General features: G+C 70.4%; 20 protein-coding genes. 13 read left to right on the top strand and 7 right to left on the bottom strand.

What is annotated here, in order from left to right:
• Positions 1-15 precede the first annotated feature (15 nt).
• From ACMGFG_RS17465 to ACMGFG_RS17450, 4 genes are all read left to right on the top strand, one after another.
• The gene (locus ACMGFG_RS17465) at positions 16-333 is read left to right on the top strand and encodes an MTH1187 family thiamine-binding protein (RefSeq protein WP_436931604.1); all 318 of its coding nucleotides are present in this window, start codon (positions 16-18) and stop codon (positions 331-333) included.
• A gap of 79 nt (positions 334-412) precedes the next feature.
• Positions 413-1,345: a methenyltetrahydromethanopterin cyclohydrolase gene (gene mch, locus ACMGFG_RS17460; protein WP_436931603.1), complete on the top strand. Its 933-nt coding sequence runs from the start codon at positions 413-415 to the stop codon at positions 1,343-1,345.
• Position 1,346: 1 nt separating this feature from the next.
• On the top strand, positions 1,347-1,832 hold the full coding sequence (locus tag ACMGFG_RS17455; RefSeq protein WP_436931602.1) for a double winged helix-containing putative transcriptional regulator: 486 nt from the start codon (positions 1,347-1,349) through the stop codon (positions 1,830-1,832).
• 178 nt (positions 1,833-2,010) lie between these two features.
• Positions 2,011-2,730, top strand: coding sequence for a helix-turn-helix domain-containing protein (locus tag ACMGFG_RS17450; RefSeq protein WP_436931601.1), 720 nt, complete (start codon positions 2,011-2,013; stop codon positions 2,728-2,730).
• A gap of 113 nt (positions 2,731-2,843) precedes the next feature.
• Here ACMGFG_RS17450 and ACMGFG_RS17445 read toward each other — a convergent pair whose 3' ends face one another.
• The 3 genes from ACMGFG_RS17445 to ACMGFG_RS17435 all read right to left on the bottom strand — a co-directional run bounded on the left by ACMGFG_RS17445 (position 2,844) and on the right by ACMGFG_RS17435 (position 4,801).
• A complete protein-coding gene (locus ACMGFG_RS17445; protein ID WP_436931600.1) occupies positions 2,844-3,491 on the bottom strand; it encodes an alpha/beta hydrolase in 648 nt (215 codons plus the stop codon).
• 225 nt (positions 3,492-3,716) lie between these two features.
• The gene (locus tag ACMGFG_RS17440) at positions 3,717-4,559 is read right to left on the bottom strand and encodes a beta-keto acid cleavage family enzyme (RefSeq protein WP_436931599.1); all 843 of its coding nucleotides are present in this window, start codon (positions 4,557-4,559) and stop codon (positions 3,717-3,719) included.
• The gene (locus ACMGFG_RS17435; protein WP_436931598.1) at positions 4,556-4,801 is read right to left on the bottom strand and encodes a hypothetical protein; all 246 of its coding nucleotides are present in this window, start codon (positions 4,799-4,801) and stop codon (positions 4,556-4,558) included. The genes ACMGFG_RS17440 and ACMGFG_RS17435 overlap by 4 nt, the downstream gene beginning before the upstream one ends.
• A 96-nt stretch (positions 4,802-4,897) precedes the next feature.
• Between ACMGFG_RS17435 and pyrF the strand changes: the two genes are divergently transcribed.
• The gene (pyrF, locus tag ACMGFG_RS17430; RefSeq protein ID WP_436931597.1) at positions 4,898-5,710 is read left to right on the top strand and encodes an orotidine-5'-phosphate decarboxylase; all 813 of its coding nucleotides are present in this window, start codon (positions 4,898-4,900) and stop codon (positions 5,708-5,710) included.
• A gap of 134 nt (positions 5,711-5,844) precedes the next feature.
• Positions 5,845-6,390 (top strand): NUDIX hydrolase, encoded by a 546-nt coding sequence (locus ACMGFG_RS17425; RefSeq protein ID WP_436931596.1) that lies wholly within the window; start codon positions 5,845-5,847, stop codon positions 6,388-6,390.
• Between the two features lie 14 nt (positions 6,391-6,404).
• On the opposite strand, the gene ACMGFG_RS17420 is transcribed toward ACMGFG_RS17425, so the two are convergent.
• Positions 6,405-6,614, bottom strand: coding sequence for a hypothetical protein (locus tag ACMGFG_RS17420; RefSeq protein WP_436931595.1), 210 nt, complete (start codon positions 6,612-6,614; stop codon positions 6,405-6,407).
• 163 nt (positions 6,615-6,777) lie between these two features.
• Here ACMGFG_RS17420 and ACMGFG_RS17415 point away from each other — a divergent pair, with 163 nt between their 5' ends.
• Positions 6,778-7,368: a J domain-containing protein gene (locus ACMGFG_RS17415; RefSeq protein WP_436931594.1), complete on the top strand. Its 591-nt coding sequence runs from the start codon at positions 6,778-6,780 to the stop codon at positions 7,366-7,368.
• A gap of 791 nt (positions 7,369-8,159) precedes the next feature.
• Entirely contained in the window at positions 8,160-10,331 is a 2,172-nt protein-coding gene (locus tag ACMGFG_RS17410) for a helicase HerA domain-containing protein (RefSeq protein WP_436931593.1), read from the top strand.
• A 60-nt stretch (positions 10,332-10,391) separates the two neighbouring features.
• On the opposite strand, the gene ACMGFG_RS17405 is transcribed toward ACMGFG_RS17410, so the two are convergent.
• Complete coding sequence (locus tag ACMGFG_RS17405; protein WP_436931592.1) at positions 10,392-11,714, bottom strand: MFS transporter; 1,323 nt, start codon at positions 11,712-11,714, stop codon at positions 10,392-10,394.
• A 102-nt stretch (positions 11,715-11,816) separates the two neighbouring features.
• Complete coding sequence (gene tpiA, locus ACMGFG_RS17400; RefSeq protein ID WP_436931591.1) at positions 11,817-12,464, bottom strand: triose-phosphate isomerase; 648 nt, start codon at positions 12,462-12,464, stop codon at positions 11,817-11,819.
• Between the two features lie 163 nt (positions 12,465-12,627).
• Between tpiA and ACMGFG_RS17395 the strand changes: the two genes are divergently transcribed.
• On the top strand, positions 12,628-13,188 hold the full coding sequence (locus ACMGFG_RS17395; protein ID WP_436931590.1) for a response regulator: 561 nt from the start codon (positions 12,628-12,630) through the stop codon (positions 13,186-13,188).
• A 51-nt stretch (positions 13,189-13,239) separates the two neighbouring features.
• Here the strand turns inward: ACMGFG_RS17395 and ACMGFG_RS17390 are convergent, their stop codons facing one another.
• Positions 13,240-13,779, bottom strand: a complete 540-nt coding sequence (locus tag ACMGFG_RS17390) for a multiprotein bridging factor aMBF1 (RefSeq protein WP_436931589.1) — start codon at positions 13,777-13,779, stop codon at positions 13,240-13,242.
• A gap of 154 nt (positions 13,780-13,933) precedes the next feature.
• Between ACMGFG_RS17390 and ACMGFG_RS17385 the strand changes: the two genes are divergently transcribed.
• The 4 genes from ACMGFG_RS17385 (at position 13,934) to ACMGFG_RS17370 (ending at position 18,951) form a co-directional block, all read left to right on the top strand.
• Positions 13,934-14,812: an aldo/keto reductase gene (locus ACMGFG_RS17385; RefSeq protein ID WP_436931588.1), complete on the top strand. Its 879-nt coding sequence runs from the start codon at positions 13,934-13,936 to the stop codon at positions 14,810-14,812.
• Positions 14,813-14,975: 163 nt separating this feature from the next.
• Positions 14,976-16,172, top strand: a complete 1,197-nt coding sequence (locus ACMGFG_RS17380) for a thiamine ABC transporter substrate-binding protein (RefSeq protein ID WP_436931587.1) — start codon at positions 14,976-14,978, stop codon at positions 16,170-16,172.
• The gene (locus ACMGFG_RS17375; RefSeq protein ID WP_436931586.1) at positions 16,173-17,915 is read left to right on the top strand and encodes an ABC transporter permease; all 1,743 of its coding nucleotides are present in this window, start codon (positions 16,173-16,175) and stop codon (positions 17,913-17,915) included.
• Positions 17,908-18,951, top strand: a complete 1,044-nt coding sequence (locus tag ACMGFG_RS17370) for an ABC transporter ATP-binding protein (protein ID WP_436931585.1) — start codon at positions 17,908-17,910, stop codon at positions 18,949-18,951. Before ACMGFG_RS17375 ends, ACMGFG_RS17370 begins: the two co-directional genes overlap by 8 nt.
• Positions 18,952-18,999: the final 48 nt, after the last annotated feature.

The following is an 18,999-nucleotide window of genomic DNA, read 5'->3' as shown; positions in this document are numbered from 1 at the left end:
GTCGTACCCCCGGTCATGACAGTCATCGGCTTTCTGAGCGTGGCACCGGTCGTCGAGGGGAGCATGTCCGAGGAGGTCGCGAAGGCGGTGGCGGCGCTCGACGAGTTCGACGTGGGCTACGAGACGACGCCGATGGGGACGGTCATCGAGGCCGACGACTCGGCGGAGCTGTTCGCGGCCGCACAGGCCGCTCACGAGGCCGTCGACGCCGACCGCGTAAGCACGTTCCTGAAGGTGGACGACAAGCGAACCGTCGACCAGTCGGCCGGCGAGAAGGTCGACGCCGTCGAGGACCACCTCGGGCGGGAAGCGAGACGCGAGCGTCCGGAGTGAGGGCCGGTCGGGCGAACGGGCCGCGTCGTCCGCGTCGGCGAACCGAAGACCGAAGGCCCAGCGGCGTGGAGGCGGGTGTATGGAGAGTCTCAACCGGACCGCGACGGACCTCGTCGACGAGGCGCTGGACTTCGCCGACGAGCTGAACGTCGCGGCCCACCAGCTGGACAGCGAGGCGCTGGTCGTCGACTTCGGCGTCGACGTGCCGGGCGGCGTCGAGGCCGGGCTGATGCTCGCGGAGATACAGACCGCCGGGCTGGCGACCGTCGAGAGCGACCTCGCCGAGGTCGCCGGCGCGCCGCTGACCCACGTCGAACTGTCGACCGACCACCCGGCGCTGGCCCTGCTCTGCTCGCAGAAGGCCGGCTGGGAGCTCAGCGTCGACGGCTTCGAGGGGCTGGGCAGCGGCCCCGCCCGCGCGCTCGTCGCCGAGGAGGACGAGTTCCAGCGCGTCGGCTACGAGGACGACTTCGAGTTCGCCGTCCTCGCCATCGAGACGGAGACGGTCCCGGACGAGGCCGTCGTCGAGCACGTCGCCGAGCGGGCGGGCGTCGCCGAGAGCGGCGTCTTCCTCCAGGCGTTCTCGACGGCCAGCCTCACCGGCAGCGTCGCGATGGCCGCCCGCGCGGCCGAGCTCGCGACGTTCCGCCTCTCGGAGCTTGGCTACGACCCGCTCGATATCCTCTCGGTGACGGGGTCGGCGCCGGTCGCACCCGTCGCCGACGACGAGGAGACGGCGATCGCGCGGACGAACGACGCGCTGGCCTACGGCGGCCAGGCCCACCTCGTCGTCGACGAGCCGTTCGACCGGTTCGACGAGGTGCCCTCGACCGCGACCGACGAGTACGACACGCCGTTCGCCGAGATCTTCGCCGACGCCGACTGGGACTTCTACGAGGTGCCCGAGTCCGTGTTCGCGCCCGCCCAGGTCACCATCGACGTGGTCGGTGGTGACACGCACGTCCTCGGCGACGTGAACGAGGAGCGACTCGCCGAGAGCTTCGGGCTCTAGCGTGCGCTACAAGATCGTCCCGCCGGTCCGCGATCCGGCCTTCCTCGCGGCCGCCCAGCGGGCCCTGCCGCTGGTCCCGGGGACGGTCGAGGACTGCTGTCTCCGGATCGTCGACGAGACGGCCGCGCCCTCCCGGGACGCCGCCCGCGAGTACCTCACCTTCCTCCAGGCGCTCGAACTCGCCGAGGAGACGCCGCGGGGGTTCAGGCGACGGCGCGTCGACGCCGACGAGGCCGCCCTCGCCGAGGCCTTCGAAGGCCGGGTGTTCGGCGCGAGCGAACTCCTCGCCGCGCTGCGCGCGGCCGAGTCGCTGACACTCGACGAGGCTTTCGACGAGATCCGCGAGCACGTCCCCCGGTGGGAGCGCGACCGCCACACCGACTGGGCGGCCGAGTGGCGCGAGCGGACCGGGCGGTTGCTGGACTGGAGTGTCGAGTTCGGCCTGGCCGCCCGCGACGGCGACCGCTATCGGGCCGCGGACGCGTAGGCGAGCACCAGGCGTCGACGGACGCCGCTCGCTCGCCAGCGTGGACTTCGCCGCAGCGCCCCGACGGATTGTCTATACCCAACACCGGGTCCTGGCCGAACATACCTCTCGGTAGTCCCCCGTACGGCCGACGAATTCGGATCGAAACCCATTAGCTATGTCCAACAAATTCGCCGGTATGCGCGAGTTCGAGTTCGTCCTCACCTACCGGCCGGGGGCGGACGAGCTGATGGACGTGTTCCGCGAGCGGTCGGGGCTGCGCGCCCAGACGGCGGCGTGTTTCGCCAACGACCGCTCTATGTGGCGCGTCGACCACGTCCTGGGGTCGCCCGACGCCCTCGACGCCGTCGAGGAACACTTCCTCGACGAGACGACGTGCAACGAGTGCCTGGACGTGGCGGGCTGTGACTCGACGCGGGAGTACCAGGTCATCAGTTCCGAACCCGAGCACCGCGTCTACTTCACGCGCCGCGAGGAGATCCAGCACTGCCACTCGATCCCCTACCTCGCCGTCGACCACGTCGGCGACGGCCTGCTGATCGAGGCCGAGCGGTGTGACGACGAGTACGTCTGGCGGCTGCTCATCCCGGAGGACTGCGCCGTGGGGGAGCTGTACGACCGGGTCGACGAGCGGCTGCGCGACGGCATCTCGCTGGAACTCGGCCACGTCTCCGACCCGCAGAACTGGAACGGCGGGTTCGGCACCGCGGGCCTGCTGACGCCCGAGGAGCGGGAGACGGTCGCCGCCGCCGTCCGCGCCGGCTACTACGGCACGCCGCGGGACGCGACCGTCGCGGACCTGGCCGACGAACTGGACACCCCCCACTCGACGGTCCAGTACCGCCTCCAGCGCGCCGAGGAGAAGATCGTCAGCCGCTTCGCCTCCGAGACGCTCTGACGGGTCAGCAGCACAGTATCCGCCGGTGGCTCATACGGATTATTGCAAGTCATTCCGGGATCGACCGCACGCAGTCGTGCGGTCGACCCGGTAAACGCTCCCAATAATCCGTATCAGTCCTCGTCCGCGACGAGGTCCGCGACCATCCCGCTCACGTACTCGACCTCGTCGTCGTTGACGCCGTGGCCCATGCCGGGGTAGATGCGCTCCTCCACGTCGGCGTCGAGTTGCTCCAGCACTTCCGTCGTCACGTGGACGCGCTCCTCGGGGATGTGCGGGTCCACGTCGCTGCAGCCGACGAACGAGGGAGTCCCCTCCAGCGACCCCTCGAACTCGTCGGGGTCGACCGTCTCGCCGATGAGCCCGCCGGAGAAGGCGACGTGGCCGCCGTACCGCCGCGGGTTGCGCGCCACGAACTCCGACCCGAGACAGGCGCCCTGGGAGAACCCGAGGATCATGACTTTCCCCGTCGGGATCCCGGCGTCGTTCGCCTCGCCGAGGGCGTCCGCGATAGCCTGCAGGCCCGACGAACGGCCGGGCTCGTTGGACTCGACGGGTTCGAGGAAGGAGTTGGGGTACCAGGTGTTGCGCGCGGCCTGCGGGGCCAGCAGGGCGACGCCGTCCTCGTGGAGCTGGCGCCCCATCTGGAGGATGCTCTCGGCGGTCGCGCCGCGGCCGTGGACCAGGATCATCGCGGCCTCGGCCTCCTCCAGCGGCGTCCCGCCGGTGGCGAGTTGCTGTCCCTGGTGGGGCCCGTCCATTCAGGCCACCTCCCCTGTGGGAGCGGGGTGTTCGTCCGTCGGTGCCGCACCGAACGTCTCTCGCTGGGCGGTCATGGGCTTCCATACGGTGTCGCCCTACAAAGGCGCTCGCCGACATCGGCGCCACCCGATGACATCGGGGTTACCGACCCGACCGCGGTCGCCCGGGCCCCTGATCCCTGTGCGATCACCCGGGGCCTCGGATCCCAGTGCAGTCGCCCGGTGTCAGAGTCCCAGAATCCCCCGGGCCTGCGAGGTATCGGCGACCTCCCGGCCGAGTTCCTCGGCGACCCGGACCACGCGGTCGACGAGCTGGGCGTTGCTCTCGGCGAGTTCCCCCTTCCGGTAGTAGACGTTGTCCTCCAGCCCGACGCGGACGTTGCCGCCGAAGAGGATCCCCATCGTCGCGAAGGGCAACTGGTGGCGGCCGAACCCGAGCGTGTTGAACAGCGCGCCCTCGGGGAGGTTGTCGACGGCGTTGAGGAAGTTCCGGGGTCGCGGTCGGGTGAGCGTCCCCGGGCCGAAGATCAGCGTCGCGTAGACCGGGTCGGCCAGGTCGCGCCGCTCCAGCAGGCCGTGGACCTCGTTGCGGTGGCCGTCGTTGAACACCTCCAGTTCGGGCTTGATCCCGCGGTCGGCCATCTCGTCGTACAGCGCGTCGATGGTCGCGACGGTGTTCTCGCTGGTGAGCCGGTCGTAGCGGTTCAGTGGCCCCATGTCCAGCGACGCCATCTCCGGCGGCGGGTCCGTCCGCAGCGAGAGATGGCGTTTCTCCGCGGGCGCCCCCGTCGCCCCGGTCGTATGCTGGATGATCACGTCGTCGGTGTGCCGGCGGATCGCCTCGTCGATCGCCCCGAACCGCTCGGTCGAGAACGCTCGTTCGCCGTTGTCTTTCCGGGCGTGGACGTGGACGACTGACGCGCCGGCCGCCTCTACCTCCCCCGCTGCCCTCCCGATCTCCTCGGGCGTCTCCGGCAGGTTCGGGTTGGTCTCCTTGCCGTGGATCCCGCCGGTCAGCGCCGCCGTGACGACGACCGGCTCGTCCGCGAGGAACCGCTCGTAGCTCACGAGCCATCGCCTCCGTCGTTGCCGCTCTCGTGGTCACTCTCGCCGGTCGGCTCGCCAGCGGCGTCGTCGGCGTGGTCGCGGTAGATCTCGCAGTCCTCGGCGTGGGCGAGTTCGAACCGGTCGTTGCAGATGTCCGCGCGCATCGGCTGGACGAACCGCTCGGCGGCCTCGCAGTAGGCACGCGTCTCGTCGAAGCTCGCGCCGTCGGCCGACTCCCGGTACGAGAGGAACGGGCAGGTCACACGCCGAATTACGGGGCTGGAGAGTTAACGGTTCCCACGTGAAGATCCCCCGCCGGGAGTCGCAACCTTGTTTACCGGACTCGGCGAGACTCGGGTATGAACTTCTTCGACCGGCTGGCCGACCGCATCGCGGCCGTCGACAGCGTCGTCTCGGTGGGGCTGGACCCCGACCCCGCCCGGATCCCCGACCACCTGCACGACCACGACCTGCCCCGCTGGGCGTTCAACCGCCGCATCATCGACGCGACGCACGAACACGCCGCGGCGTTCAAACCCAACGCCGCCTTCTACGAGGACCCCGACGGCTGGAAAGCGCTACGCGAGACCGTCGCCTACGCCCACGGCAAGGACGTGCCGGTCCTGCTGGACGCCAAGCGCGGCGACATCGGAAACACCGCCCGCCAGTACGCAGACCTGCTCTCCGACGACGGTATGGGCGTCGACGCCATCACTGTCAACCCCTACCTCGGCCGCGACGCACTGGAACCGTTCCTCTCGCGGGAAGACAAGGGAGTCATCGTCCTCTGTCGGACCTCCAACCCCGGCGGCGCCGACCTGCAGAACCTCGAACTCGAAACCGGCGAGCCGCTGTACGAACGGGTCGCGGCGCTCGCCGACCTGTGGAACGACAACGACAACGTCGGTCTGGTCGTCGGCGCCACCGCACCGGAGGAGCTGGCGGAGGTCCGGGAGATCGTCCCCGACATCCCGTTCCTCGTCCCCGGCGTCGGCGCACAGGGCGGGGACGCCGAGGCCGCCGTCGAGTACGGCCTCGCTGACGGCGTCGGCCTCGTCAACTCCTCCCGCGGTATCATCTTCGCCGGGGAGGACCAGGGCGAGGAGTTCGCCCAGGCGTCGGGACAGGCCGCCAAGCGACTGAAGAAGCGGCTGAACCAGTACCGGGAGTGAACCGACCAAGGGCGTGACTGGCCGGAGCGTAACTGGCCGGAGGGCGGCCAGCCGGTGGAACACTGCCCGACGGCGACCCTCCGGATCGTTCGTGTCGAAAACCATCAAGTAGCGGCGACGAAGTGATCGTGCGTATGACTAACAAGCCGCCCGAGTACTGCCCTCACTGCGGGGGCGAACTGGCCGCGGTCGACCCGCCGACCGTCCACCGCTGCGAGGACTGCGAGGAGTTCGCGTTCTACAACCCGACGCCCGCTGCCCGGGTGGCCGTCGTCGACGGCGACGAACTGCTGCTCTGCGAGGTGGGCGTCCCCGGCGTCGCGGACACCTGGGAGACGCCGGGGGGTCGGCTGGAGGCCGACGAGGACCCGCCCGTCGCGGCGGCGCGGGAGCTCCGAGAGGAGACGGGCCTGACCGTCGACCCCGGAGCACTGGAGCTGTTCGACGCCCGGAGCTACGAGTCGGTCCCCGACCAGTACACGACGAGACTCTGCTACGCCGTCGACAGGGCGGCGACGGGGGGGCAACTACAGGCCGGCGCGGAACCCGACGGCGTCCGGTTCTGGTCGGCGGCGGCGTTCGCCGACTCGGGGATGGCGCTCAGCGACCGCCAGCCCGCGGCGACGCGGGACCTCTCGTGGTGGCTTGAGGGCGCCCGCGCGACGCTCGACGAGGCGTGACGAGGGGTTCGGGCTCAGAACCGGTAGGTGTCGACGCCGTCGGGGGTGTCGTCGCCGGTCCCGGTCGGGTCTGTCGGATCCCCGCCCTCGACTTCGGCGACGCACTCGCTGCAGATCCCCAGCTGGGTGTCGAAGTGCCGGTCGCAGACCAGGTTCCCGCAACGGTCGCAGGTGTGGTCGACATCGGGGCGCTGACAGACCTCGCAGAGCCCGGATACGCTCATGTAAGCTCGTAGCAGGCGAGCGCGTAAAGGGATTGGGCGGCGGGTGGATGGCGGGCAGGACGGTCCCCGAGAACGGGCGAGCGGGAACCGTCCGCGACCGGTCACCAGTAGAGGTTCCGCCGCGTCCGAGACGTTTAGGAGGCACCGACGCCAAGGGGCGATCGTGTACGGTACCCGGCTTGTCACGGCGGTCGCCACGGTGTTCGCCGCCATCGCGGTCCTGTTCGCCATCTTCGGGTTCGTCGCCAACCTCGGCTTCTTCGCCGTCGCAGCGCTGTTCGGTGCGGTCGCGTACTTCATGTGGTACCACGCGTCGGGTCGGTTCGCACAGCGGCTCTACCGCGGGGTCGAGAACCGGGCGGCACCGGGCGGCGCCGGTGGCGGCAGCCGCGCCGACCGCGGCGGGTTCGGCGCCGGCCCGCGGGAGGACTGGGAACCGCCCCGCGACGAGGGCGCCCGAAGACGGGCACAGGCAGCCGGCGGCCAGCAGTCAGGGGGTGGCCGTCGCCAGCGACGGGGAGCCCGCGCGGGCGGTCAGCGCCGTCGCCGGGGGCGGGCGACCGCCGCCGCACGGCGGAGCGGTCCCACAGCCGCCGAGGCCTACGACACGCTCGGCCTGGACCGCGGCGCCGACGAGGACGCGGTCAAGGCCGCCTACCGCGAGAAAGTCAAGGAGGTCCACCCCGACTCCCCCGACGGCGACGAGGAGGAGTTCAAAGCGGTGCAGTCGGCCTACGAGCGACTGACAGACTGAGTCCCGTCCCGTTCGGTTCGAGTGGCGAGTGTATCGGCTGTTTCTGTTTGTGGTGTCGTGAAACGAAGTCGTGTCGGGGAGACCGCATTCGCCGGTGAGCGCTGAAAGCCTTCGGCGCGCTCGCGGTCGCTGTCTCCGAAAACCGAAGATTTTCGGGATCGGGCGAGAGCACAGCTCCCACAGACCTCGCGAATCTCGGATTCGCTCAGTGACGAGAGAGCGAAGCTCTCTCGAACCAGGCGGGATATCCGCGCTCTCGGCACCGCCCGCTCACGGCACAGCCGTTCGCTTCGAGGCGCACAGCACCTCGCACCGCGCGGATATGTTGCCCGCTCAGTCGACTCTCGGCGCGAGCGTGCCTCGCCCGTTCAGTCCACCGGGCGAGCACGCTCTCCCGAGCCCGCGCTCACACGTTCGCGCGGACGCCAGGACCGTACTGCAGACCGCCCCGCACGGCACCGCAGAGGGCCACGAGCCTCCCCAGCCGATTTGCTTCTGCCGTCGCTCATCCACCGTCGGAGCAAGCTCCGACGAGCCTTCGTTCACACAGTTCACGAAGACCTCGCGCGACCGGTCGCGCGCATGAACGCGCGCCTCCGTCAGAGCTGACGGCCCTCGGAATCGCTTCTCTGACGACCCTCGGAATCGCTTCTCTGACGGCCCTCGGAATCGCTTGCGATTCCGAGACGACAGCGCGCGCCACCCGCACCGCGCCCGCTCATCGCAACAGATCGGTCGTCAGACCTCCGTCTGACGGGGGCTTATGGCTCGGCCGCGGGTGTGGATCGGTAATGGCAGAGACAGAGTCGATCACCGTCGCGGACGTGAGCGACGGGCCGTGCGGGTCGGGCGAGCCGGGCCGGGCCGTCGACCTGCCGGTCGTCGAGTTGCTGACCGGGCGCGGGTTCGTCACCGGCAAGTCCGGCTCGGGCAAGTCCAACACCGCGAGCGTCGTCGTCGAGAAGCTGCTCGACAACGGCTTCGGCATGCTCATCGTCGACATCGACGGCGAGTACTACGGCCTCAAGGAGGAGTACGAGATCCTCCACGCCGGTGCCGACGACGAGTGCGACATCCAGGTCACCACCGAGCACGCCGAGAAGATCGCCACGCTCGCGCTGGAGCAGAACGTCCCGATCATCCTCGACGTGTCGTCGTTCCTCGACGAAGAGGAGGCCGCCGACCTGCTGACCGAGGTCTCCAAGCGGCTGTTCGCGAAGGCCAAGAAGCTCAAACAGCCCTTTTTGATGCTCGTCGAGGAGGTCCACGAGTGGATCCCCCAGAAGGGCAGCGTCGGCGAGTGCGGCAAGATGCTCATCAAGATCTCCAAGCGCGGCCGCAAGCACGGCCTGGGGATCGTCGGCATCAGCCAGCGACCCGCCGACGTGAAGAAGGACTTCATCACCCAGTGCGACTGGCTCGTCTGGCACCGGCTCACCTGGAACAACGACACGAAGGTCGTCAAGCGGGTGCTCGACACGGAGTACGCCGAGGCCGTCGAGGACCTCGACGACGGCGAGGCGTTCATGATGAACGACTGGGACGAGGACGTCCAGCGGGTCCAGTTCCGCCGCAAGCAGACTTTCGACGCCGGTGCCACGCCCGGCCTCGACGACTTCGAGCGCCCCGACCTCAAGTCCGTCAGCGACGACCTGGTCTCCGAGTTGCAGGAGATCAGCGAGGAGAAGGCCGAGACCGAGGACCGCATCGCCGAACTGCGCGAACAGCTGGACGAGAAGAACTCGCGGATCGCCGAGCTGGAGGCGGAGCTACAGGACGCCCGCGACATGCAGCGGATGGCCGACCAGTTCACGCAGGCGCTGGTCGACCACGTCAAGGGGGCCAACCCCGGCCGCACCGAACAGGAGCGGATGCGCGAGCGCCGCGCCGCCGCGAACGGGGACCAGTCGTCGTTCGACGACGCCGAGGAGTGGACCGACGGGTCGGCAAAAGCGGATACAGACGGCGAGGAGCCGCCGCTGCCCGACGAGACCGCCCGCGAGGACGACGGCTACGACGAGTCGGCGATGACCTGGCCCGGTGACGAGGCCGCCCGGGCGGAGGCCTGGGAGGGCGGCGCCGAGGCCGACGAGGTCGCCGACGGCGCCGACGCGGACACGGACCACGGCGAAACGACCGCGGAGGCCTCGGGGAGCGACGGCGACGACGGCGGCATGTTCGGCGGCATGGCCGACGGGTTCGGTGACGACGCCGAAGCCACCGGGAGTGCCGCGACGGACGGCGGAAGGACCGCGCGGGCCGACGAGGGGCTCGGCGGGGCCGACGACGCGGCGATGACCCGCGGGTTCGACGGCGTCGAGGACGACCCGCTGGGCGACCGCGCGACCGACGCCTTCGAGGCGGGCACCTCGACGGCCGTCGACGACGAGGCGGTCGAGGACGCCGCCGCGTTCGCCAGCGAGCTGGCCGACGACCTCGCGGACCTGGAGGCCGAGACACGGCAGATGCTGCGCTACTACCGCGACCACGGCCCCGGGACGCCGACGGACGCGCTGTTCGCGGCCGGGGGCTCCGACGACCGAACCCGGGCCTACGCCCGAAACCGGCGGCTGCGCGTCCGCGGTCTGGTCGAACACGTCGGTCGCGGGCGCTACGACTATCGCGTCCCCGCCCTCCTGCGCGAGCGTACCGACCGCGAGTCGGTCGACCCGTTCGTCCAGCAGGTCGAGCGCGCGCTCGACGGCGACGACCACGAGGACGTGCCGGTCGACGAGGCCGAGGACGGCGACGACCACGAGCAGGCCGACGAACCCGGTCAGGTCGAGGACCCCGACGCGGGCACGGCGACCGGCGCCGGCGACGTGCCGGCCGAAGACGCCACCCCGAGCGGAGACGCCACCAACGGGCTCGACGACCTGCGATCCGACGACGCCACCGACGACAGTGGCGACGACGACTCCTCCCTCGCCGTCGACAACGACGACGTCGAGATCCTCGACTGACTCGCCAGCGGACCGTGACGCCGCTCACGGAGTCCACTCTGCTCCACGGATCCGTCGCGATCAGATCTCGGGCAGCCGCAGGCCCGCAGTGACCATCGCGAGGGCACCGACCGCCAGCACCGCCAGCCCGGGGGCGAACGAGCCCGTCAGATCCCTGAGCCCGCCGACGAGGAACGGGCCGAAGAAGCCGCCGAGTTCGCCGACGGCGAACACGAGGCTCACGGCGGTCGCGGTCAGCGCCGGGCCGATGTCCTCGATCTCGGTCGGGATAGCGCGGACGAGCGGCGAGACGCCGCCGACGCCGGTCCCGACGACCACGGCGGCGACGCTCGCCGCGAGGACGCTCCGACCGACCACGAGGCCGGCGATCCCCAGGAGTGCCGCGCCGCCGCAGGCGACGACTGCCTCGCGGCGGCGACCCAGCCGGTCTGAGAGCGGCGGGACGACCACGGTGCCGGCGGCCTGGCCGACGACGAACAGCGTCGCGACGGCCGCGGCCCGCGCGGGGGCCGCGCCGCGAGCGCCCGCGAGGGTGGGCAACCACCCCTGGAGGCTGTGGCCCAGCAGCAGGTAGACGGTGCCGACGACGACGAGCAGCCGCATCACGCGGTGGGAGAAGACCCGGGTCACGTCCACCCGGAGCGACCCGAGCGCGAAGTCGCTCTCCGCCTCGTCGCCGTAGGGCGTCCCGTGGCGGCGGGCGTGCCACGCGGCGACCGGAAGCCAGACGACGAGGAAGGCCAGCGCCGCGCCTGCGAGGACGCGGAAGGTCGGCCGCCAGCCGCCCAGCGCGGGCCCCAGGATCGCCCGGCCGACGCTGTAGGCTGCCGCGGTACCGGCGTAGGAGCCGAGGATGTACACGGTCGACATCGTGCCCAGCAATTGGGAGGGGAAGACGCTCGCCACGAGCTTCGGCAGGCCGAACGTGATCCCCGTCGCACCGACGGCGAACAGGACGGTCGTCGCGAGCATCCCCGGGAACCCCGTCGTCGCCGAGCGCAGGAGTTGCGCGACGCCGAAGACCCCGACCGCGAGCGCGATGCCGCGGCGCGCGCCGATGCGGTCGAGCGCGAGCCCGGAGAGCAGCGAGAGCGGAACGTACGTGAGCGGGACCGCGCCGACGAGCGCCCCGGCCTGGGTGTCCGAGAGGCCGAGCCCCCGGCCGATGGGTTCGAGGAAGGCCGCCAGGGCGAACCAGTTGGCCATCAGCAGGAGATAGCTCACAGCGCCGAGGACGACCAGCACGTAGGAACTCGGCGGAACCGCGTCCGGGGACGCGTCGTGCGACTCCGGGCCGTCAGACAGCCCACCGTCCGACGCGTCAGTCGACGGTCCGCCGCCTGTGGCGCCGCTCTCCGCGTCGCGACTCGCGTCGTCGACCATGGTCGGGTTTGCGACGACCGTCGCAAATACCCACCGACAGCGAACGCGTCCGCGGTCGGCCCGGGCGCGATCCCCGGGCGAGTCGCGCTTCTCCTGGAGCGGTCAGGCGAGCGGTTCGACCAGGTCTTCGAGCGCGGCCCGCGGGTCGTCGGCCTTCGCGACGCCGCTGGCCAGCAGGACGCCCGTCGCGCCCAGGTCGCGGGCCGCGTCGAGGTCGTCGCCGGTCGAGATGCCGGCGCCGCAGAACACGTCGACCGACTCGTCGACCGCCGCGGCCGCCTCGACGGCGTCGGTGACGATGTCGGGGTCGGCCTTGCTGACGGGTGTGCCCGTGCCGATGAGTTCGGGGGGTTCGACGGCGACGGCGTCGGGGCCGAGCGCGGCCGCGGCGCCGACCTGGCCGGGGTTGTTCGCGCAGACGACCGTCTCCAGGTCCGCCCGCTCGGCCGCGTCGAGGCTCGCGTCGATGTCCGCGAGCTTGCGCCGCGCCTCGGAGTGGTTGAGCAGCGTGCCCTCGGCGCCGGCGTCGGCGACGGCCTCTGCGAGCGTGCTGCCGGTGTGGCTGCCGTGCTCGACGGGGCTGACGTGCTGGGCCCACGTCTCGACGCCGGTCTCCGCGACCGCCGAGAGGTGGGCGGCCTGCGGGGCGACGGCGATCCGCACGCCGGTCGCGTCGCTCACGTCGGCGGCCGCCTCGGCGATCTCGACGGGGTCACACGGGTAGGCTTTCAGGTTGACCAGGACGAACATACCCGAGTTGGCGACCCCGACGGGGAAATAGGTTGTGAGTCCGGCGACGGTCGCCCGGTCGGATCCCCCGGGATCCGGTCGGCGCCGGCGGCCGTCGACCGGCGAACCGACCCGGGCGTCGAGGGTGAGAGTTAAGACGGTCGTCCCGCAATATCAGTCCGTCGTGACACAGGGGAGTGCCGAACGCGGGACGGTGCTGGTCGTGGAGGACGAGGACCACCTCGCCGAGCTGTACACGGAGTACCTCGACGAGGAGTACGAGGTGCGGACTGCCTACGGCGGCGCCGAGGCCCTGGAGATGCTCGCCTCGGACCTGGACGTGGTCCTGCTCGACCGGCGGATGCCCATCGTCTCCGGCAACGAGGTGCTCGCGGAGATCCAGGAGCGGGGCCTCCAGTGTCGGGTCGCCATGGTCACCGCCGTCGACCCCGACTTCGACATCATCGACATGGGCTGTGACGACTACGTGGTCAAACCGGTGACCAGGGACCGGCTCAGGGAGGTCGTCGACCGCCTGCTGAAGCTGTCGGAGTACACCGACCGCAAGCGCGAGCTCACCGCGAAGAAGCTCAAGCGCAACGTCCTGCAGGTCGAGAAGACCGAATCGGAGCTCGCCGACAGCGACACGTTCCAGCGCCTCCAGCGGGAGATCGCCGAGATGGAGGAGACTATCCAGGGGATCGCCGACGACCTGGGCGACGACTACGTCGCGAAAACGCAGTGAGCGGCCGCGTCGTCCCGTTCCCGAACGGTTTCGCTTGCCGGAGACCCGTCCTCAGGAGTCCTTCCGTTCGACAACGTCGCCGAGCGTGTACTCCCCGGTCGAGTCGCCGCCCGACCACTCGGACTCGTCGGTCGTCCCGCCCGCGGAAAGATCCACGTCCAGCGCGCTCTCCAGCTTGCGCTGGACCTCGTCGCTCGGGAGGGTGTCGCCCCGCTCGATCTTCCGGATGAGGCTGGCCTTCTCGTTGAGCTGGCGGGCCAGGTCCTCCTGGCTCATGCCAGCGGACTCACGCGCCGAGCGGACGGTCTCGTCGTAGTCCTGGGCGAGCTCGTCCATCTCGTCGAACATGTCCTGCCGGCGCCGCGAGGACCCGCCCGAACTCGACGAGCCCGAGGACGACGATCCACCCGAGGACCCGGACGACGAGTCCGACGACGAGGTCGAGTACTTCGTCGAGGTCGACGACGAGGACTGCTGGGTGACCTCCGTCCCGAAGTCCGTGCACTCGTCGCAGACGTCGAGCTCCGCCCCCTCGACCTTGACGCGGTTGGGGGAACTCGTCTCGCTCCCGCACATCTCACACTGAACCATGATCGCCCCTTGCCGGTCACCGGGCATAAAGCATACGCCAGAATACCTGCCGGACGCGCCTCGCGCTCCCGTGCGGATCGACGACGACCGCGCGCTTCCGGACGCACCCGCCGGGGCCACCGGGGTTTTTGCCGCTCTCGACCCTACTCCGGCTATGGAGACCAGACCGCTGGGCGATACCGGCCAGGAGAGCACGGTCCTGACCTTCGGCGCGATCGCGCTCGACTTCCTCGACCAGCCCGAGGCCGACGAGATGACCGAGGCGGTCCTCGACCGCGGGGTCAACCACGTCGACGTGGCGCCGCAGTACGGCACCGCGGAGGTCAAGCTCGCGCCGACGCTGGCCGACCGCCGCGACGAGGTCTTTCTCGGGTGCAAGACGCTCGAACGGAGCTACGAGGGCGCCTGGGAGAAGCTGGAGGCGTCGCTCGACCGGCTCGGTGTCGACCACATCGACCTCTACCAGTTCCACGCCGTCACCGAGTCCTCGGAGATCGACGCGATCACCGCCGACGACGGCGCGCTGCAGGCCTACCGCGAGGCCCAGGAGGAGGGAATCATCGACCACATCGGCCTGACGAGCCACGGCAGTCCCGCGGTGATCCGCGAGGCCGTCGAACGGATCCCGGACCTGGAGACGGCGATGTTCCCGGTCAACGCGACCGTCGCCGCGAAGGAGGGTCCCGACCACGAGTTCCCCGCGCTGGCCCGCGAACTCTCCGAGCGGGGGATCGGCGTGCTGGCGATCAAGACGTTCGCGAAGCGGCCGTGGCCCGACGATCTGTCCGAGGAGGAGCGACCCTACAACACCTGGTACGAACCCTACGACGACCCTGCGGACCTGCGGCGGTGTCTCCGGTTCACGCTCGCCCAGGAGGGCGTGACGACCCTGACCAACGCGGGCGACCCGCGGCTCGTCGACGATATCCTCGACGCCGCGGCGGAGTTCGAGCCGATGGACGACGACGAACAGGCCGCGATGGTCGAGGAACGCCGGTCCGACGAGTCGCCCGTGCCGACCGTCGACATCTGACGGCGGCCGAACGGCCGGTCGAAAGCAGGCCCCCACGCCAGTGCCGATTCGTTCCGTCTGATTGTCCATTTCTGCACGTTCGCGTCCCAGAACGGGTGGTTTCCTCCGGATCCGTCGGGTCAGGATCGCGGGGTATTTTATTCGCCGTCTATATTCACTGGTTGTGAACCGACGACGTTTCCTCACCACCGTGGGCGCGGGTGCCGCCGGACTGCTCGCCGGCTGTAGCGCCGAACCGACCGACGACTCGACCGCGACGGAGGGCGACTCGACCGACACGCCCGAGAGCGGGTCGACCGCCACGGACGGCGACGGCACGGCGACCGAGACCGCAGAGGGGACGGTGACGGGGACTGCCTCGGGCGGGACGCCGCTGCTGCGCGTGGGCACGTACCCGTCGTTCGTCGACGCGCCGAGTTCGAGTCCGGGCCCGTGGCTCAAGGAGCGCTTCGAGTCCGAGTACGACGCGGACCTGCAGTGGTTCGCGCCCGAGAGCAGCATGGACTACTTCCTCCAGCGGCGCCAGCAGGGCGTCAGCATCGACACCGACCTGTTCCTCGGGCTGACCCCGGAGAACCTCGTCAAGGCCGACCGCGGGGTCGGCGAGGGCGACTCGCTGTTCACCAGCGTCGACACGGGGGCGCTCTCGAACGCCGACGCGGTCGTCGACGACTACCGCTTCGACCCCCAGGAGCGGGCCATCCCCGTCGGCGCCTCCTACATCAGCCTCGTCTACAACCAGAACGCGCTGGACGAGCGCGGCGTCGACGCGCCCGAGACGTTCGACGAGCTGGCGAGCGACCCCTACGAGAACGGCCTGCTCGTCCCCAACCCGCAAAACAGCGAGACGGGCCTGGAGTTCATGTTCTGGACTATCGACCAGTTCGGCGAGGACGGCTACCTCGATTACTGGAGGAACCTGATGGACAACGGGACGCGCGTCCTGCAGGACTGGGGGACCGCCTACGACGCCTACTCGAACGACGAGGCGCCGATGGTCGTCTCCTACTCGACGGACCAGGTGTACGCCGACCGCTACGACCAGGACATGGCCCGCCACCAGGTCGGGTTCCTCGACGACTCGGGCTACGCCTACCTGGAGGGGGCCGCGCCCTTTACCGGCACCGACCGGATGGGGCTGGCGACGGAGTTCATCGACTTCGTCCTCCAGCCGGAGATCCAGGCGGAGATCGCCCAGCGCAACGTCGCGCTCCCCGCGGTCGACAACGCCGACCTCCCCTCGGACTACTACGACCTCGTCTACGAGCCCGAGGAGATCGTCAGCTTCGGCTACGACGAGCTGATGGGCAACGTCGAGCCGTGGCTCAGCGACTGGTCGCGCCAGATCGCGACGCAGTAGATGCGGGCCTCCCGGGTCGTCGAACGGCTGAGCGCCCCCGCGCTGGCAGTCGCGACGCTCGCAGTGCTGGGGCTGATGTTCTTCTACCCGGTGGGGATCGTCCTCGTCGAGGCCGTCCGGGTCGACGGCGTCTACACGCTCGCGACCGCCGTCGAGGTGCTGCGCGACCCGTTCTACTTCGGCGTCGTCGCCCAGGCGCTCGACGACCCGGCCGTTATCGTGCGGTCGTTCCCCGACTACCGGCTGGGGCTGTTCGGCTTCACCGCCTACCAGGCGCTGCTGTCGACGGTCGCCGCCGTCCTGCTGGGGATCCCGGGCGCGTACGTCCTCGCCCGCTTCGAGTTCCCCGGTCGCAGGACGATTCGCTCGCTGACGGCGCTGCCGTTCGTCATGCCGACGATCCTCGTCGCGATCGGGTTCGTCGCCACGTTCGGCGCGAGCGGCGTCGTCACCGGGACGCTGCAGGCGCTGGGCCTGCAGGTGTCGAGTTTCACCGGGACGCTCGGGATCATCGTCCTCGCCCACGCCTTCTACGACGCGCCGCTGGTCGCGCGGATCACCGCCGCGTCGTGGGAGGGCATCGACGCGGAGATGACCGAGACCGCCCGCTCGCTGGGCGCGTCGCCGCTGCGGGCGTTCCGGGACGTGGTGATCCCGCAGTTGCTTCCCGCGATCCTGACCGGCGCCCTGCTCACGTTCATCTTCTCGTTCATGTCGTTCGCGGTCGTCCTCGCGCTGGGCGGCCTCTCGCTGGCGACCGTCGAGGTGTGGGTCTACCACCGGATCAGCCAGCTCGACTACGGCACCGCCTCCACGCTCGCGACGATGGAGATGCTGTTCTCGCTGGCGCTCACCTACGCCTACCTGCGCTACGAGGCGCGCCAGCGGGCGACCGGCGCCGCGCGCCCGCCCGACCGGATCGATCTCTTCGGCCCGGCGACGAAACGGCGGCTGTTCGCCTGGGGCTACGCCGTCGTCGCCGTCGTCGTCTTCGTCGTCCCCATCGTCAGCCTGGTCTACAGCAGCGTCACCGGCCCCGAGGGGTTCACGCTCCGCAACTACCGCTTCCTGGTCGAACGCCAGACCAGCGCCTACGCCTTCCAGGTCAAGCCGCTGACGGCCGTCACGAACTCGCTCGTGTTCGGCGCGGGGACCCTACTCCTGGCGGTCCCGATGGGCGTGTTCCTCGCCGTCGTCAGCACCCGACAGTTCCGCGGGCGCAAGCTGATCGACACCCTCTCGATGGCGCCGTTCGCGGTGAGCGGCGTCGTCGTCGGCCTGGGGCTGTTACGGGGATGGGTCTTCGGCACCGAAGCCTTCGGCTACCGGTTCACCGCGACGGGCGCGGTCGCCATCGTCGCCGCCCACGCCGTCGGCGCCTACCCCTTCGTCACGCGCAACGTCGCGCCGGCGCTGGCCGGCATCGACGACTCGGTCGTCGAGTCGGCGCGCTCGCTCGGTGCCTCCCGCGCCCGGGTGATGCTCGACATCGAACTCCCGCTGGTCGTCCCGGCCATCCTCGCGGGGACGGCCTTCGCCTTCGCCATCAGCATCGGCGAGTTCGATTCGACGGTTATACTGGCCACCGGCGGCTCCGGCTACACCATGCCGGTCGCAATCGAGCGGTTCATCGGCCGACGGCTCGGCCCCGCGACCGCGATGGGCGTGGTCCTGCTGGTCGTGACGGGCGTGAGCTTCGTGATAATCGACCGACTCGGCGAGGGGAGTGGTTTCGGTGGTTGACCTGCAACTCGACGGCGTCCGGAAGGCCTTCGACGACACCGTCGCGCTCGACGGCGTCAGCCTCGACATCGCCGAGGGCGAGTTCTTCACGCTCGTCGGCCCCTCCGGCTGCGGGAAGACGACGACCCTCCGGACGATCGCCGGCCTCGAATCGCCGACCGCCGGCACCGTCCGGTTCGGCGGCGCGGACGTGGCCGGCGTCCCCACCGAGGAGCGGGACGTGGGCATCGTCTTCCAGAACTACGCCCTGTTCCCGCACATGAGCGTCCGCGAGAACGTCGCCTACGGCCTGAAGTTCGCCGACCCGCCGGACGGCCAGTCGGTCGACGAACGGGTGACCGACCTGCTGGAGCTGGTGGATCTCTCGGGCATGGGCGACCGCGACCCCGACCAGCTCTCGGGCGGCCAGCAACAGCGGGTCGCGCTGGCCCGCGCGCTCGCGCCGGCGCCGGACGTGCTCCTGCTCGACGAGCCGATGTCGGCGCTGGACGCCCGCCTGCGGGAGACCCTGCGCCGGCAGGTCAAGCGCATCCAGAAGGACCTGGGCGTGACCACCGTCTACGTCACTCACGACCAGGAGGAAGCCCTCGCGATCTCCGACCGCCTCGCCGTGATGAGCGACGGCGCAGTCGAGCAGGTCGGGACCCCCCGCGAGGTGTACGAGCGGCCCGCGACGGAGTTCGTCGCCTCGTTCGTCGGCGAGAACAACCTCTTCCGCGGCGAGGTCGTCGGCCGCGACGGCGACGGGACGACCGTGGCCGTCGACGGGACGGAGTTCCGGATCGACGACGGGCTGGAAGGCGGAACGGCCGCCGCGAGCGACCGCCTCACCTTCTGCGTCCGGCCGGAGGACCTGCGCGTGGGCGCCGACGCGAACCGCTTCGAGGTCGCGGTCGACACCGCGGAGTTCCTCGGCGAGACGACCCGCTACTACGCCGACTGGGGCGACCGGACCGTGGTCTTCCGGACGCCCGATCCCCACGACGGGGACGCGCTGACGCTCGGGTTCGACCCGGCCGACGCTCGGATAGTGTGAGCGGCCCGCGTCGCCGTGCCGGGACAGACCGGGGGAATTAACCGGCGT

Source organism: Halosimplex halobium (assembly GCF_051414055.1).
In the GTDB taxonomy this organism is placed as follows: Archaea; Halobacteriota; Halobacteria; order Halobacteriales; family Haloarculaceae; genus Halosimplex; species Halosimplex halobium.
This window is presented reverse-complemented; position numbering and strand designations above follow the sequence as displayed.

Excerpts from the sequence above, each read along its gene's own strand:
- ACMGFG_RS17465 (WP_436931604.1), top strand. The coding sequence starts at position 16 with ATGACAGTCATCGGCTTTCTGAGCGTGGCACCGGTCGTCGAGGGGAGC.
- mch (WP_436931603.1), top strand. The coding sequence starts at position 413 with ATGGAGAGTCTCAACCGGACCGCGACGGACCTCGTCGACGAGGCGCTG.
- ACMGFG_RS17450 (WP_436931601.1), top strand. The coding sequence starts at position 2,011 with ATGCGCGAGTTCGAGTTCGTCCTCACCTACCGGCCGGGGGCGGACGAG.
- ACMGFG_RS17445 (WP_436931600.1), bottom strand. The coding sequence starts at position 3,491 with ATGGACGGGCCCCACCAGGGACAGCAACTCGCCACCGGCGGGACGCCG.
- pyrF (WP_436931597.1), top strand. The coding sequence starts at position 4,898 with ATGAACTTCTTCGACCGGCTGGCCGACCGCATCGCGGCCGTCGACAGC.
- ACMGFG_RS17425 (WP_436931596.1), top strand. The coding sequence starts at position 5,845 with ATGACTAACAAGCCGCCCGAGTACTGCCCTCACTGCGGGGGCGAACTG.
- ACMGFG_RS17420 (WP_436931595.1), bottom strand. The coding sequence starts at position 6,614 with ATGAGCGTATCCGGGCTCTGCGAGGTCTGTCAGCGCCCCGATGTCGAC.
- ACMGFG_RS17410 (WP_436931593.1), top strand. The coding sequence starts at position 8,160 with ATGGCAGAGACAGAGTCGATCACCGTCGCGGACGTGAGCGACGGGCCG.
- ACMGFG_RS17405 (WP_436931592.1), bottom strand. The coding sequence starts at position 11,714 with ATGGTCGACGACGCGAGTCGCGACGCGGAGAGCGGCGCCACAGGCGGC.
- tpiA (WP_436931591.1), bottom strand. The coding sequence starts at position 12,464 with ATGTTCGTCCTGGTCAACCTGAAAGCCTACCCGTGTGACCCCGTCGAG.
- ACMGFG_RS17390 (WP_436931589.1), bottom strand. The coding sequence starts at position 13,779 with ATGGTTCAGTGTGAGATGTGCGGGAGCGAGACGAGTTCCCCCAACCGC.
- ACMGFG_RS17385 (WP_436931588.1), top strand. The coding sequence starts at position 13,934 with ATGGAGACCAGACCGCTGGGCGATACCGGCCAGGAGAGCACGGTCCTG.
- ACMGFG_RS17375 (WP_436931586.1), top strand. The coding sequence starts at position 16,173 with ATGCGGGCCTCCCGGGTCGTCGAACGGCTGAGCGCCCCCGCGCTGGCA.